The sequence below is a fragment of the Methylomonas sp. BG-2 genome, from assembly GCF_057766305.1.
The window spans coordinates 1-14956 of record NZ_JBYMAP010000102.1; the positions used below are offsets into that span (position 1 = coordinate 1).

The following is a 14956-nucleotide window of genomic DNA, read 5'->3' on the forward strand; positions in this document are numbered from 1 at the left end:
ACGCCGGATGAACTGGAGCTGGCCATTGATGAAATTGGCCGTGGATTTGGCTCAAAATACACGCTAACTTTTTGCTAGGCGCTTATCCAACTCAGCAACCTCCGTTTGCTACCGTAATATCTTGTTTTGGGAAAGTTGGAGATAGCGAGTTCAATTTCGGCATCGCTGAACGCCCTGGGTTTCTGGGCGCTCCAGTCTGTCGCACCGCTACATGATTCAGGAGTTGGATAATCGAAAGTCATGCCTAAATTCTAACAAGCCTGGTGTGTAAACTGAACATTGCGGGCAATGGATATCGAATAAAGTGTTGGAGCTAGGTTTTTGCGACTAGTGCTTGTCTCGATAAATGTCATTGCGATGGCCCAATTCGACGACCAAAACAATGAATTCGTCGTCTTGAATATGGCAAATCAAACGGTAGTCGCCGACCCGATAGCGCCAGTAGGCGGACAATTTACCTTGTAAGGCTTTACCGGTCATACGGGGATTGTCTTGGTGGACTAACTGATCGAGAAACGCCTTGATTCTATCGCGGACCGGCTTGTCGAGCTTGTTGATGGCTTTGGCGGCGCCGGTCTTAAGCCTAACGCTCCAAGGCATTGAGTTGTTGCTCCCATTCCGCCAAGCTGATCGTATCGTCCTTACCGCTGGCCAATTCGGCTAACGCGGCATCTGCGGCGGCGGCATCGGCTAAATCTTCGAGGTAATCGCTGAGTAGATGTTTGATCAATTGCGCCGGACTGACGTGTTCCTGTTCTGACACTTGGCGGAGCAGGTTTGCCGTGTCGTCGTCAAGATTGAGTGTCACCATGCTGCCACCTTAATTAAAATTTTGGGGTTTTACGCATTGTATAACAGTGCCGTAGCAGCTTAGGCCGGAATAGCCCAATAGGTATTACTGTCAGGCACAAGCCGATTCCCCAGCCAGTATGTTTCGGCCCGGTTGGTTGTTAACCGGTATAACAGCCGGAAAGTATTATCCGGCCAGCAGGCTCTCGTAAGGTATTGCCAAACCTTCATGCAAGCGTTTGATCATTTTTAAACTCAGCGGGCGTTTGCGGTTGAGGACTTCCGACACTCTGCCGCTGCCGCCGATATAGCTTTCCAGGTCTTTGGTGCTGAGGTTTTGCTGCTCCATGCGAAATTTGATGGCTTCGATAGGATCGGGCGGCGTGATTGCGTAATGCTTGTTTTCGTAGGCCTCGATCAAGGTCACCCATACTTCCATTTCGTCGGCTTCCGGTGTTTCCGGTTCGGCTTGAAAAATGGCTTCCAGCCGTTGAAACGCCGCTTTCAGTTCGTCATCGTTGCGGATGGGTTTAATAGTCATTGACGGTCTCCACGTCGATTGGGTCGTATTGGGCATGGCTGCCTACAAATTTTATCCAGGCAATACCGGCGCGGTATTGCATTTCCACTACCAGCCGGTATTTGTTGCCGCCGATATTAAAAACCACCCGGTTGTTATTACAGATGCTAGCATTTCGGTATTGGTTTTTAATATCTTGCGGCGAAGCCCAGTTGGCTTTTAACGCTTCTTCGTACCAGCTTTCCAAGGGGCCTTTAGCATCGCGGTAGGCCGGTTGTTCCCAGAATTTTTTGATCGTGCTTTTGGCGATGATGCGCATCGTTGTTAGATCGCTGGCTCCCGTTTTGGGAGCATTGTAGGCTGGCGCATTCTATTGTTCAAGCCTGGGACAGGCTGAAATCCGCGCGTCGGTCGATCAATGGGGGGACGATGTGGATGCGGTATGAGACAGATAACGTGGCGGTATCAAAACGCGTCGCGCTCTTTTTAGAGCGCCGGCGGGGACACCGCGTTTGAAAGGCTTCGGAAAGCGGTGTCCGTCCGTTTTAATCGCGGCGCCAAAGCCCAAACGACCGGCCAGCGCTCGTCAAGCGCGGATTCCGCCGCCGCGTCGCGGTTACCCGGCGGTTTTGCTGGGTTCGGTTTTCCCGGCGGATTTGGTAGAGGTTTCGACGATGCCGACCGTCTCGCCATCGACCAGCAAATCCGACGGGCTGGCCACCAGTGCGTCGTCGGCGGCGATGCCGTCGATGATTTCGACTTCCTTGCCGAAATCCCGGCCTAGCTTGACTGGTTTGAAACGGACCTTGCGGTCGGCGTCCACCGCGACCACGTGCATGCCGGCCTGATCGACGACCAAGGTATTGGCCGGCGCCACCAGGGCCGGGGTTTTGGTCGGCACATTGATGCCAATCTCGACATAGCTGCCGGGCAGTAGTTTGGCATCGCCATTGGCCAGGACGATTTCCGCCTGACGGCTGCGGGTCGCGGTATCCAATGCGCCGGCCACCCGTTCGACGCGGGCGTTCAAGGGTTTGGCGTCTTTCTTGTCCGGCAGGCGCACGCTGACTTCCTGGCCAGTTTTGATGTCGTCGGCGTAGGCTTGCGGCACCCACACGTTCAGGCGCAACGGATCGGTTTGGGTCAGCGCGAACAATTCCTGGGTGCCGGCGTTGATCAAGGCGCCGACATCGACCGCGCGGCGGGTGATGACGCCGTTGAACGGCGCGACCACCCGCCGGTAGCCTTCGACGTTTTCCAGGCGTTTGACGTTGGCGGCCGCAGCGGCGACATCGGCTTCGGCTTGCAGGAAGGCGGCGCGTTTTTCCTCGAATTCCTGCAGCGGCGCGCCGTCGGTTTCGTTGAGCTGGCTCCAGCGTTGCAAGGTCGTGCGGGCCAATTCCGCCCTGGCCTTGACTTGCGCCAAGGTGGCCCGGCCTTGCGCCAGTTCGTGTTCCAGTTCCGGCACGTCGATTTCCGCCAGCAAGTCGCCTTGCTTGACCGTATCGCCTATGGTCTTATGCCATTTCTTCAAATAACCGTTAGCCCGGGCGAACAGCTGGGTTTCCGAGTAACCGCGCAGCGTGGCCGGCAAGGTCAGTTTACGGGCGCTGTCGCCGAGGCGCGGATGGGTGACGATGACGTTGCGCTGCAGGGCTTCGGCGGTGGTTTGCTGTAATTGCCGGTCGTGGCGTTGATTGGCGGCCAGGCGCAGTGCCGCGCCGGATAACAGCAGGCCCAAAACGATCAGACCGGCGCGCTTGGTGAGTTTGAGCGTTGCGCCGGGATTGGCGGATTTGGGGAGTTCGAACGCGTGAGTGGGCTGAGTTTTCATCTTCGATTCTAGGCAACGGAAAATAGGGAATGGGGGCGGCGCCGTTCCAGCCAGCGGTGCACGCCGGCGAATACCAAGGGCACGAACAACAGCGTGGACACGGTGGCGAAGGTCAGGCCGCCAATCACGGCCCGGCCCAACGGCGCGTTTTGTTCGGCGCCTTCGCCCCAGCCGATCGCCATCGGCAACATGCCGACGATCATCGCGAACGCGGTCATCAATACCGGCCGCAGCCGGGTGGCGGCGGCTTCCAGCGCGGCGGTGGCCGGTGGAATGCCTTCCGCCAGACGGTCGCGGGCGAACGACACCAACAAAATGCTGTTGGCGGTGACCACGCCCATCGCCATGATGCTGCCGGTCAGGGCCGGAATGCTCAACGTGGTGGCGGTCAGAAACAGGGTCCAGGCGATACCGGCCAGCGCGGCGGGCAGGGCGCTGACGATGATGGCCGGATCGAGCCAGGATTGAAAATTCACCACCAGCAATAGATACAGCAACACCACCGCGACCGCCAGCCCGGAGGCCAGCCCGGTGAAGGAACTGTCCAGCGTTTGCAGCTGGCCGCGCACGTTCAGGTCCACGCCTCGCGGCAGCTTGCCGCGCATCTCTTGGACGATGGCGTCGATTTCCCGGCCGACCGAGCCCAGATCGCGGTCTTCGACGTTGGCGTAAATGTCCAACGAGTTGTAGGCGTTGTAATGGGTGACCGCGGCCGGCAGCGCGGTGCGCTTCAAACCGACCAGATTGCCGAGCAGTTGCGGCTTGTCGCTGGTGCCGCTGACCGGAATCCGCATCAACGCGTCGAGATTGTCCAGGTCCAGCGGATTGCCCAGCACGCCGATGTTCACCGAGTTGCCGTTGGCCGGATTCAGCCAGAACTGCGGCGCGGTTTGCATGCTGCCGCTCAGCGTCAGCAGCAGGTTCTGCGCCACGTCCCTGGCCGACAAGCCCATTTGCTGCAAGTGCTGGCGGTTCATCTCCAATTCCAGCGCCGGTTTCTGCATCCGCTGGTAAATGTGGGCATCGACGATGCCGGGAATCTGTTGCAAGCGACGCTGAAAACTTTGTACCAGCGGTAACACCTCGTCCGGTTTGCCGTTGACGAATTGAATGTCGATCGGCGCCGGCACGCCGAAATTCAAGGTCTGGCTGACTTGGTCGGCCGGCTGAAAGAAAAACTCCAGCGTCGGAAATTGCTTGGGCAAGACCGCGCGCAAGGCCTTGACGTACTCGGCGCTGGGGCGATGCTCGCCGGGGCGGAGCGAAATCATGATTTCGCTGTCGGCGGTGTCCATCGTCCCGGAATTGCCGAACAAGGTATTGCGGGTGCTGTAGGGGCCGCCGATGATGTCGAGCAGGTCGGCGATTTCCGCTTGGGGAATGATCTTCCGGATTTGGGCTTCGACCGCGTCGATGTAGTCCGGCATTTCCTCGATGCGGGTGCCGGACGGCGCGCGCACGTGCAGCCGGATCTGGCCGGCATCGACCGCCGGGAACAAGTCTTGGCCCAACAGCGGCACCAGCGCCAGCGATGCCAGGCAGAAACCCAGGATGGCGGCGCCGTAGCGCAGTTTGTGTTTTAAAAGGTGGCTGACCAGGACCACATAGTGGCCGCGAAATCGCTGGAAACCGGCCTCGAAATGTTGATGCAGGTCGTGAAAGGCGCGGGCAGGCGCGTGGCTTGGCGCCGCTTCCAAATGTCCGTGGTGGCCGGCCATCACGTACAACACCAGGGTGGGGACCAAGGTCCGCGACAATAGATAGGAGGCCAGCATCGCGAACACCACGGCTTCGGCCATCGGCACGAACAGGCTGCGAGCCACGCCGGTCAAAAAGAACATCGGCACGAACACGATGCAGATGCATAGCGTCGAAACCAAGGCCGGCATCGCGATTTCGGCCGCGCCGTCCAGAATGGCCTGTTGCGGATTTTTGCCGAGCAGCATTTGCCGCTCGATGTTTTCGATTTCGACGGTGGCGTCGTCCACCAGAATGCCGACCGCCAGCGCCAAGCCGCCCATCGTCATCAGATTGATGGTTTCGCCGAGCAAATACAGCGCGATTACCGACACCATGATCGATAGCGGAATCGATACCGCGATGATGCCGGTGGTGCGCCAGTTACCCAGGAACAGCAACAGCATCGCGGCGGTCAGGCCGGCGGCGATCAACGCTTCGTGCAACACGTTGCTGATCGCGGCCTTGACGAACAACGACTGGTCGAACATCAAGCGCATGTTGATGCCCTCCGGCATCAGATTGAGCATGCGCGGAATGGTGGTTTTGACATGGTCGACGACTTCCAGCGTCGAGGTGCGGCCGATCTTGAAAATGGAGGTCAGAATGCCGCGTTCGCCGTTCTGGCGGGCGATGGTGGTGGTCGGCGCCGGGCCGTCGCGCACCGTGGCGACATCGCGGACCAGCGTGGTGGCGCCATCCACGGTGCGGACCGGCAGCTCGGCCAGGCGCGGAATCGCCGCGACGGCACCGTTCAGCGTCACGTCGTATTCGTTACTGCCGACCTTGACGCTGCCGGTTGGCAGGATCAGATTCTGTTCGGCCAACGCGTCGCTCAAGTCCGCGGGCGACAAGCCACGCGCGATCAGGGCCGGCGCGTTGACGTCCAGCGTGATTTGCCGGCTTTTCGAGCCGAACGGATTGGTCATCGCCACGCCGCGCTTGGATTGCAGCTCGGTGCGGACGATGTTGTTGACGTAATCGTTGACTTCGGTTTCCGGGACCGTGGCGCTGGAAATACCGAGTTGTACCAACGGCAGGTCCGAGGCCGAATATTGAATGACCTGCGGCGGCATGGTCCCGGCCGGCAACGAGCGGTAAACCGAGTTGCTGCTGGACATGACTTGGGCGATCGCGGTACGGATGTCGGTGCCGGGATGAAAAAACACCTTGATGACCGCCGAGCCGGGGTAGGTAAACGATTCGCTGTGTTCGATGCCGTCGATCAGGCTCATGCTGCGTTCGACGTTACCGGTCAGCCGGTCGGCGATTTCCTTGGGCGTCATGCCTTTGTAGTCCCACAGCATCGCCACCACCGGTATCTCGATGGTCGGGAAGATGTCGGTCGGCATTTTGCGCAGCACGTAGGGCGTGGATAGCACGATCAGAAGCGCCGCGACGATGAAGGTATACGGGCGGCGGAGGGCAATTTGGACGATCCACATGGCAATAGGGCTTAAACGGTAGCCGGCGGTGGGCCGGGCGTTGGCCGGTGGCGAAAGCCGCCACCGCGCCAACAAATATCGGCAAATCAGCAAGGACCGCGCCAATGCGCCGTAAATGGCCGGGACGCGGGCGGTCTGCAATTGGCTGGGCGAGCGGTGGCGTTGCGGGTGTGTTGATGGTGGGGCAGTAGGGCAGCAATCGCTGCTGATGCGGCAACAGGCGGCGGACTTGGCCGGTCAGCGCTTGCGGTTGTCCAGATCGGCGTAGAGGGTGTCCACCAGCGTCTTAAACCAACGCGGGCGAAACAGTGAGACGTACAAACCGATCGAACTGGCGACCGGAATCGGGCCGATGCTGAAGACCATGAGCAGGATGAAGACCAGCGCGCATTTGATCCGGGCCGAGGTGGATGGGCTCATCGGCGTTCTCCGAAGTGGTCGACGTCACGGGACACTACGCCGGATTCCGGCGATTAGCAAGCGGCACCGGGTGTCAGACCTCGGCCCACATTCTGAGTAGGTTATGGTAACAGCCGGTCAGATTGACGGCGGGCGCGGTATCGCCGCGCGTGGCGCGCAGTTCCAGGATGGCCATGTCCATCTCGAACAGCAGCCGGCGTTTTTCGGTTTCGCGCACCATGCTTTCTATCCAGAAGAAACTGGCAACACGCGCGCCACGAGTCACCGGTTCGACCCGGTGCAGGCTGGAGCCGGGGTACAGCACCATGTCGCCGGCGGCCAGTTTCACGGCGTGCTGGCCGTAAGTATCCTCGATGACCAGTTCGCCGCCGTCGTAACTGTCCGGATCGGCCAGAAACAGCGTGGCCGACAGGTCGGTGCGCACGCGTTGGCCGGTGACCGGACAGTGGCGGATGGCGTTGTCGATGTGGTCGCCGAAGGTATTGCGCTCGCCGGCGTAGCGGTTGAACAGCGGCGGGAAAATCCGCTTGGGCAAGGCCGCCGACAGAAACAGCGGGCTTTGGTTGAGCGCGTCCCCCACGATGGTTCGCAAAGCCAGGCTTTGCGGACTTTGTTCCGGCAATTGGTCGTTATTTTTAACTTGGGCGGATTGGCTGCCGGCGGTCATCCGGCCGTCGGCCCAGGGCGCGTCGGCTAACAGTTCTCGGCATTGTTGCAAGGCCTGGGCCGACAGCACTTCCGGTATTTCAATCAGCATCGCCTAGCCGCCTATCGCTTGCAAGATAAAAAAGGTGGCCAGGCTCAGCGAACCGAAACCCAAGCCGGCGGCGGCTAGGCGGCCGCCGTGCAGCCGGGTCCACAGCAGCGTGCCGGTCAAGCTCAGCAAGATCAGACCGCCGGCCAGGGTATCGATCAACAATACCCAGCCGACGCCCATGCCGGTGCCTTTATGCAGATTGTTCAAGGTTTGCAACAGATTCGCGTCGCTTTGCTTGACCGTGACGAAGGCATTGCCTTCCCAATAATCCGCCGACAGCAGGTGTTGCGGGTTACGGATATTAATCTGCCAGGACGCCGGTTGTTGGACCGGCTGATCGTGCCAGATCAGGGTCCTGGCCGGTTCGCGGCGTACTCGGGCGTGCTGGGTGTCCACGCTCAAGGTTTGCCCCAACCAGGCGGCCAGCGCTTTCGGATCGGCGGGTCGGGGATCGGGCAGGGCTAACTGGATTTCCCGAGGCTCCATCCGACCAATCGGAATTTTCATCACGTCGCGATGGTTCAGCAAGATGCCGGTAAAGCCGAACAGCAGCCCTAGTGACGCGCCCCACAGACCGAACCAGGCGTGGGTGCGACGCAGCCATTTTAAAAAGGCGCCGCGCGAGAGCGAGTGGGGCAGGAATAAGTAGCCGCCGTTCGGCTTGTTTTGCGGGCGGCGGGCTGGCGTTGCGGTGGTGTCGGCGGTGGTACTCATGGTCGGATCGTCGTTGAATTGGAAAGGTTTGCGGATGACGCCGGCGAACTCGGGTTATTGACGAGCGCCGGCGGCATTCGATGGCTTCAAGCAGTTGTATCTTGCGCCGGTCGGACTGAATTAATACTTAAAACCGACCGTCAATTGTCCGGATACAGGTGTGCCGGGTAAGGCCGAATTGGTTTGGCCGGATTCGTAGTAGACGGTGTCGGTCAGATTGAATACGTTCAGCTGCACGTCGTAATGCTTTTGATGGTAGGCGACCACGGCATCCAGGCGGGCGTAGCCGGGCAGCACCGCTTCGTTGACCGAGTCGGCGTAGCGGTGGCTGGCGTAATAAACGCCGCCGCCGATTTCCCAGTGATCGGTCAGGTGGTATGTGGTCCAGGCGACGCCGCTGTGTTCCGGGACATTCGTCGCGGTCATGCCTTGATAAGATTTCAGGTCACCGCTAACCGAGCCAGTGGCGGTGGTCGTCGATTTGATGATTTTCGCATCCAGATAGGCGTAGGTCAGCGAGACGTCCCATTTCGGCAGGATTTCGCCGGCCAAACCGGCCTCGAAACCGTCGGTACGCTGTTCGCCGGCCAGGACTTGCAACGCGCTACCGGGCAAGGTGGCGCGAGCGTTGGTTTTTTCCAGTCGGAACAACGCGGCGGTGGCCGAAAGCTTGCCGTCGAACAAGTCGAACTTGGCACCGATCTCGTAATTGTTGTTTTGCTCGGGCGGCAGATTGGCGTTGTTGGCCGCCAGACTCAGGCTTTCCGCCGACGGGTTGAAGGATTTACCGTAGCTGAAATAGTAGGACTGCCAATTGGCCGGTTGCCAGACAATGCCGCCGCGCGGGCTGAATTGGCTGTCGCTGCGCGTGAAATTCAACGCGCCGAGTCTGTCGTCTTGCTGGGCGTCGAACACGTCGTAGCGAGTGCCGCCCAGCAGTTTGATTTGCGGGGTAATGTCGAACTGATCCAGCACGTAGCCGGCATAGGTTTGGGTATGCGTTAAGCGGTTGGTGGCCAACGTGCCGCTGAAGTCGTAGGCTGTGCCTCCGGCGCTGGCGGTGACGACGGGATCGAAGATCGAGACGCGCGTCACGCCGGTCGAATTTTTCGATTTGAAATCGTATGTCTCCCAGCCGAATTCAGTGCCGAACATCAAAATGTTGTTGTGGCCGAACAGCGGCTTTTTGTAGACGAAGTCGGTTTGGTTGTAGACGTTTTCCTGAGTGTTCAAGCGCAAGGCCTGAGTACGGTTTATCGTCGGCGATGCCCCGGCGGATGCTCTGCCGTTATAGAGATGAGTCAGATAATTACGCTCGTAATCGCCGTAGCGGACGGTGTTTTTGACCGAAAAATCGCTGTTGAAGCGATGGCTGAGCGCCACGGTGGCGACGTTGACGTCGGTGTCCAGCATGCGATTGTTCACAAAGCCGTAATACGTGTTGATTGCTACCCCGGCCGGCCGACCGTTATACATCGGCACGCCGTAATCGAATACACCTTCTTCTTGCTGATGGAGCAGATTCAAGGTCAGGTCGGTATCGGCGCTGATGTCCCATTTGAAGGACGGCGCGATGCCCCAGCGGTTGCTGTAGTTGTAATCGCGGTAGGAGTCGGCGTCCTGGTACATTACGTTCAGACGCGCGGCCAAATCATGGTATTTGGTTTCGGCGTCGATCGCGGTCCGCTTGAAGTCGTAGAGGCCGTAGGTAAAGCTGCCGTTGATGCCGGTTTTGCCGGTCGGCTTTTTGAAGACCTGATTAATCACGCCGCCGGTGGCGCCCCGACCGAACAAGATCGACGAAGCGCCTTTCAGCACTTCGGCGCGCTCGATGAAAAAGGTATCGCGGTTGTATTGGCCGTTGTCTTTCACGCCGTCCAGATACTGGTCGGAGTTGGCGGCGAACCCGCGTAGCGTGATCGAGTCGCCGGTACGGCCGCCTTCGCCGGCGGCGATCGTCAGACCACTGACGTTGCGTAACGCGTCGCGCAGGTTGAAGGCGTTTTGCGACTCGATCAATTCTTTCTTGACCACGCTGATCGATTGCGGAATGTCGCGGATTGCCATTTCGGTTTTGCTGCCGGTAGTCGAGGTGTCGGCCTTGAAGCGGCTGACCGGTTTGTCGCGACCGGCTTTGACTTTAACGTCGTCGAGGACGACTTCCTGCTCGCTATCGGCGGCTTGGCTGGCCGGCGCTTCGGCCAGCGCGATGCCGCTCAAGGCCGCGCCGAGCGGCAACAAAGCGCCCAGTCGCCATTTGGCGGCGGGTTGAGTTCGGTTTGGATGGGTGTCGGACATAAGTTCCTCTGCAATTGGCATCGATATGGTTGGCTGCCTGGCGAGGAACGCTGGGTGGCTAAAGTATTCGCTGCCCGAACCGCGAGTTGTTTCAAGCTCGGTCCGGGCAAAATTTTCATCGCAAGCATATCTGCGGAAAGGCGGATTGCATTTGCCTGCAAATAATAACGATTCTCATTTTATGGGGTTTTCCCGGCTTGTCAACCGGGTTAGGGAATTGCAATTTGCTGCAAAATCGCTGGCGGACAGCGGCGAATGAGCTTGACTGGCAGTCACTGAATGGGCGTGGTTCGCCCCCTTTTCATTCCCATCGACGAACGCGTTTGGGTTGACCAACGCCACGGCAGTCTTGGTTTACCCTAGAATTTTCAAACCTAGAACGTCGAAGTTGCCCAAGCAGAGCAAGGGGGCCTGTGTCTAGCGGACCGACTTCGCATTTTGCGAGCCGAGACGGAATGCCTAATCGAGCCTCAATAGTCCGTTTCATCGTGACAGCCGAAAAAAGTCTTTACGCGACAAATGAGAATGATTATCATCAACTCAACTTCTCAACCTGTCCAGCCACTGTGAAAAGCTATTTTCAATTTTTCAACAAAACGGAAAGCGTCAAGCTAGCGATAGCGCCGGATGTGTTGGCGGTATTGGTGGAGAAGGGCGAACTGCGCGCCACCGATTTCCGCTGTCTGGATTTGGTTTCGAAACAAATCGTCTGGAAGATGTTTTTATCGTTGGCGGCCGCCAAACTGAGTGGCCGGCAAACCCGCCACACCTGATTTTTTATCAAACCCGAGGAACGACCGATGAGCAAGAAACCCTGTAATCATGAATATCTGGCGGCAACCGAATTTGGTAAGGCGCAAATTTGCCGCGAATGCGGCGTCGTGCACTTGCACGTCCAGAATGTGACGATGCGCTTCGAAGTCGCCGATTTTCTTGGATTGGCGGATACGCTGGCCGATGCGGCGATTCAAGCTAGAACCGGCGGCGACAAGGATAAGGCCAAGCCTACGGCGTTTACCGTAATCAAACCCAGCCAACGCTTGAACTAGGCGTGGCGATGCGTTACCACCCGCAAGCGTTGCTTGTCGCGGCCTTGTCCGCGGCAATCGGCTGCGGCTTCGTCGTTAACGTTCTGTTTCCGGAAACCCGCGCGAAAATCCTTGCCGCACTGGCTAGCGATGCCGCGCCTATCGTCTGGCTGGCCTTGCTGCTGGTGCTGATCGCGTTGGCGTTTTTCGTGAAAGCCAACAAATCCATCATCGACAAAGTATTGAGCGGCCGAGCAACGCCCGTGGAAGCCTGGCGCTCGTTCGTCAAACCCAACGACTTCCAATCCCGCGATCGCGACTAAACCTGCCGGCGGGCGCCGACCGCCGAACGGACGACTTACCAGTTGTACCGTAAACTCGCCAGCACATGGCGGCGGTCGCCGTAATAGCACGAACCTTCGCCGCAGGTCGTCACGTATTCGCGGTCGAACAAATTGCTGATGTTTACGCCCAGCCTAGCGCCGCGCAGACGGCCGTCCAACTTGCCCAATTCGTAATGCACCGAGGCGTCGATCAAGGTATACGCCGGTGCTCTTTGGCTGTTGCTCAGATCGCCGTAATTGCCGCCGGTATAGCGTACGCCGCCGCCCAGGCCCAGGCCGGCCAACGAACCGGTCGGCTGGGTGTAGTCCAGCCATAACGAGCCTTGCGTTTCCGGCGTGTAGCTCAGATGCTTGCCGAGCTGGCTGGCTTCGTTGGTTTTGGTGACCTGGCTTTCGATCATCGTCAGGGCCGCGGTGATGTCCAAGCCCATTCCCAAGCGGGCTTTCCCTTCCAGTTCGATACCGCGCGAGCGGGCCGCGCCGGTTTGGATGCTGTAGCCGACGTGAGCCGGGTCGGGGTCCGGCGTCACCACGTTTTGCTGGGTCAATTCGAACGCGGCCAAGGTCATCAAGGCATTCATGCCGGCCGGTTGGTACTTGACGCCGATTTCGTATTGCTGGCCGGTGGTCGGTTTGAACGGCGTGCCGGCGAAGGTGCTGCCGGCTGTCGGCTCGAACGATTCGGAATAATTGAAGTAGGGCGCAATACCGTTGTCGAATACATAGGTCAGGCCGGTGCGGTAGGTAAACGCCGCGTCGTCTTGCCGGGTGCTGGAATAGCTGGGTCGGGAGTAGTCGATGCGGTCGGTCTCCGGATCGTAATAATCGGTGCGGAAGGTCGAGCTATTGGCCCAGTCGTAGCGTACGCCTATGGTCGCGATCCATTGCTCCCACTTGATTTGGTCCTGGCCGTACAAACCGATCTGGTCCTGGTGTTGGTTGACCAAAGTCTCGATTTGCGGCGCGGCAAACGCTTGGCCGTAAACCGGGTTGTAAATATCCAGGTCGCCTGGAAAACCGAAGCCGCGCTGGCGGTCGCCGTCGATTTGTCGAAAATCCAATCCCAGCAGCGCGGTATGTTCCAACTCGCCGGTGGCGAAATCGGCCTGAGCCTGATTATCCAGCGTGAACGTGCCGGCCTGGTCGCGGTACAGCCCGGCCAGCCGGCTGATCGTGCGGTAATCCACCGGCACGCCGGCGTCGTCGGTAACAAACCCCAGGGAAAAGGTCACCGGATAATCGCTTTTGACTTGGGCATGGCGCAGATTTTGCCGCACCGCCCAATGTTGGTTGAAGCGGTGTTCGAAGGCGTAACCGACCGCGAATTGTTCGCGGTGGTAGTGGTCGTAACCGGGCTCGCCGAGAAAGGCACCGGTCGGAAGCTTGCCGTTCGGATTGCCGATTACGCTGCCTTGATAGGGCAGGAACTGCATCGTATTGCCGGCTTCGTCCTTCTGGTAGTGGCTGAGGAAGGTGAAGGAGGTGTTCGCATCCGGCCGCCAAGTGAAACTGGGTGCGACGAAATAGCGGTCGTCCTTGCTGTAATCGACTTGGCTGTCGCTGCCGCGGCCCAAGGCCGTCAGTCGATATAGAAACCGACCTTGCTCGTCGAGCGCATCGCTGAAATCCAGCGCGCCTTGCACCCGGCCGAAACTGCCGCCCAACATTTGCAGTTCGTGCAACGGTTGCGCGGTCGGCCGTTTGCTGACCATGTTAATCAAACCGCCGGGCGGGTTTTGCCCGTATAGCACCGACGCCGGCCCGCGCAACACCTCGATGCGTTCCAAACCGTAGGGGTCGATCCGCAAATTGGCGTAATTGGCGCCGGCCAGGCGGGTGCCGTCCAGATATTGCGGGGCATCGAAGCCACGCAGATTGAAATAATCGTCGCGGGTGCTGGGGCCGAACATACCGGTCAGCAGGCCGGGCGTATAGGCTACCGCTTGACTGATGTTCTGCGCCGCGCGGGCCGTGAATTCGGCATTGTCGACCACGCTGATCGCCTGTGGGGTTTCCAGCAGCGGCGTATCGGTTTTGGAACCGGCCGTGCCGCGTTTGGCGACGTAGCCGTTATCGGCCTCGGTGTCGGCTTGGGCTTTGACTTCAACGGCCGGTAGGGTCGCGTCGGCGTCGGTTTCGGCGGCTGGGGCCGCGTGTGGAATGGCTAGATTTGACAGTGCGACGACCGTCGCCGCGAGGTTTTTGCTACGGGCTAATGGCATGGCTGGCTTCACCTTTGTGGAATCTCAAAAGATCGGCTGCCTGGCGCCTGGCTAGGTGGCTGTCGCTTGCGATGATAGCATACGGCAGTGGCGCGAATTTATCGAAATATCGCGGCGTCGGCAGACGTCCAAGCCGCCGCCGCGCTTACTAACCTGGATTTAACGCCCGGCTTTTTCATTTAAGGCATTCTCTTCAGCGCCGATTTCAGCATCGACAAAAACTTCCAGCAATGCGTCGGGGTGGATGTGGCGCGCAATTGCTTCGTTCACCTGAGCCAGCGTCAAGGCTTCCACACGGGCATGGATGTCGGCGTAATGGTGCATGTCGCGCCGCAAGCGCAATAGCAGATTCAGTTTGCCGAACAGCTGGTCGTGGTCGAGCTTGCTCAGCTCGTTGCGCCGCCGCCAGTTGTCTTTTGCGCTGTTGAGCTCGGCTTCGGTCAGGCCGTGTTTTACCAGCAGCGCCAATTCCTCATGCACGGCTTTGGACAGCTGCTGTCGTAGCGACGGCGCATAGGTCGCGCTGACAGTCAGGGTGGCTCGCGGTTCGAAGGCGGATGCGCTGATTTTGCTAGCCACGCCGTAGGAAATCCCCTCTTGTTGACGTAGGCGGCGACCGAGGCGGGATTGCAACGCATCCTCGCCGAAGGCGAAATTAACCAACGCCAGAGCCAGCGCGTCGGCGTCGTCCGCTTGCAAGGGCTGTCGGAGCAGTGCAGTGTAAATGCCGTGCGCGCCCTCGGGTACGGCAATGAAATGCTGGCCGGGAACGAAAGCAGCGTAAGGCAGGGGTGGACGCTGGTAGGCCTACTTGCTGTGCCATTGACCTAACAGGCCCTCCAACTGTC

The 14956-nt window shown here is 59.1% G+C and carries 14 protein-coding genes and 1 pseudogene; 3 read left to right on the plus strand and 12 right to left on the minus strand.

Features of this window, described 5'->3' with window-relative positions; translation table 11 throughout:
• Positions 1-327: 327 nt before the first annotated feature.
• From AC3B8H_RS11405 to AC3B8H_RS11450, 10 genes are all read right to left on the minus strand, one after another.
• Complete coding sequence (locus AC3B8H_RS11405) at positions 328-600, minus strand: type II toxin-antitoxin system RelE family toxin (protein WP_488441700.1); 273 nt, start codon at positions 598-600, stop codon at positions 328-330.
• Positions 584-811 (minus strand): DUF6290 family protein, encoded by a 228-nt coding sequence (locus tag AC3B8H_RS11410; RefSeq protein ID WP_482804627.1) that lies wholly within the window; start codon positions 809-811, stop codon positions 584-586. The genes AC3B8H_RS11405 and AC3B8H_RS11410 overlap by 17 nt, the downstream gene beginning before the upstream one ends.
• Before the next feature lie 165 nt (positions 812-976).
• Positions 977-1330, minus strand: a complete 354-nt coding sequence (locus tag AC3B8H_RS11415; protein WP_064042097.1) for a helix-turn-helix domain-containing protein — start codon at positions 1328-1330, stop codon at positions 977-979.
• Complete coding sequence (locus tag AC3B8H_RS11420) at positions 1320-1628, minus strand: type II toxin-antitoxin system HigB family toxin (RefSeq protein WP_488441701.1); 309 nt, start codon at positions 1626-1628, stop codon at positions 1320-1322. Before AC3B8H_RS11420 ends, AC3B8H_RS11415 begins: the two co-directional genes overlap by 11 nt.
• A gap of 297 nt (positions 1629-1925) precedes the next feature.
• Positions 1926-3143, minus strand: coding sequence for an efflux RND transporter periplasmic adaptor subunit (locus AC3B8H_RS11425; RefSeq protein ID WP_488441702.1), 1218 nt, complete (start codon positions 3141-3143; stop codon positions 1926-1928).
• 8 nt (positions 3144-3151) lie between these two features.
• Entirely contained in the window at positions 3152-6325 is a 3174-nt protein-coding gene (locus tag AC3B8H_RS11430; RefSeq protein ID WP_488441703.1) for an efflux RND transporter permease subunit, read from the minus strand.
• 237 nt (positions 6326-6562) lie between these two features.
• Positions 6563-6745, minus strand: coding sequence for a hypothetical protein (locus AC3B8H_RS11435; protein WP_488441704.1), 183 nt, complete (start codon positions 6743-6745; stop codon positions 6563-6565).
• A 73-nt stretch (positions 6746-6818) separates the two neighbouring features.
• Complete coding sequence (locus AC3B8H_RS11440; protein ID WP_488441705.1) at positions 6819-7502, minus strand: Fe2+-dependent dioxygenase; 684 nt, start codon at positions 7500-7502, stop codon at positions 6819-6821.
• Positions 7503-7505: 3 nt separating this feature from the next.
• Positions 7506-8216, minus strand: a complete 711-nt coding sequence (locus AC3B8H_RS11445) for a PepSY-associated TM helix domain-containing protein (RefSeq protein WP_488441706.1) — start codon at positions 8214-8216, stop codon at positions 7506-7508.
• 120 nt (positions 8217-8336) lie between these two features.
• Positions 8337-10514, minus strand: a complete 2178-nt coding sequence (locus tag AC3B8H_RS11450) for a TonB-dependent receptor (RefSeq protein ID WP_488441707.1) — start codon at positions 10512-10514, stop codon at positions 8337-8339.
• Between the two features lie 566 nt (positions 10515-11080).
• Between AC3B8H_RS11450 and AC3B8H_RS11455 the strand changes: the two genes are divergently transcribed.
• Genes AC3B8H_RS11455 through AC3B8H_RS11465 form a run of 3 tightly spaced genes read left to right on the plus strand, consistent with a single transcriptional unit; the run spans position 11081 to position 11865 of the window.
• Positions 11081-11287, plus strand: coding sequence for a hypothetical protein (locus AC3B8H_RS11455; RefSeq protein WP_488441708.1), 207 nt, complete (start codon positions 11081-11083; stop codon positions 11285-11287).
• A gap of 27 nt (positions 11288-11314) precedes the next feature.
• Positions 11315-11563, plus strand: a complete 249-nt coding sequence (locus AC3B8H_RS11460) for a hypothetical protein (RefSeq protein WP_488441709.1) — start codon at positions 11315-11317, stop codon at positions 11561-11563.
• Between the two features lie 8 nt (positions 11564-11571).
• Positions 11572-11865 (plus strand): hypothetical protein, encoded by a 294-nt coding sequence (locus tag AC3B8H_RS11465; RefSeq protein WP_488441710.1) that lies wholly within the window; start codon positions 11572-11574, stop codon positions 11863-11865.
• A gap of 35 nt (positions 11866-11900) precedes the next feature.
• Here AC3B8H_RS11465 and AC3B8H_RS11470 read toward each other — a convergent pair whose 3' ends face one another.
• Positions 11901-14108 (minus strand): TonB-dependent siderophore receptor, encoded by a 2208-nt coding sequence (locus tag AC3B8H_RS11470; RefSeq protein WP_488441711.1) that lies wholly within the window; start codon positions 14106-14108, stop codon positions 11901-11903.
• A gap of 159 nt (positions 14109-14267) precedes the next feature.
• Positions 14268-14900 (minus strand): annotated as a pseudogene (locus AC3B8H_RS11475) (insulinase family protein); the annotation flags it as partial.
• Positions 14901-14956: the final 56 nt, after the last annotated feature.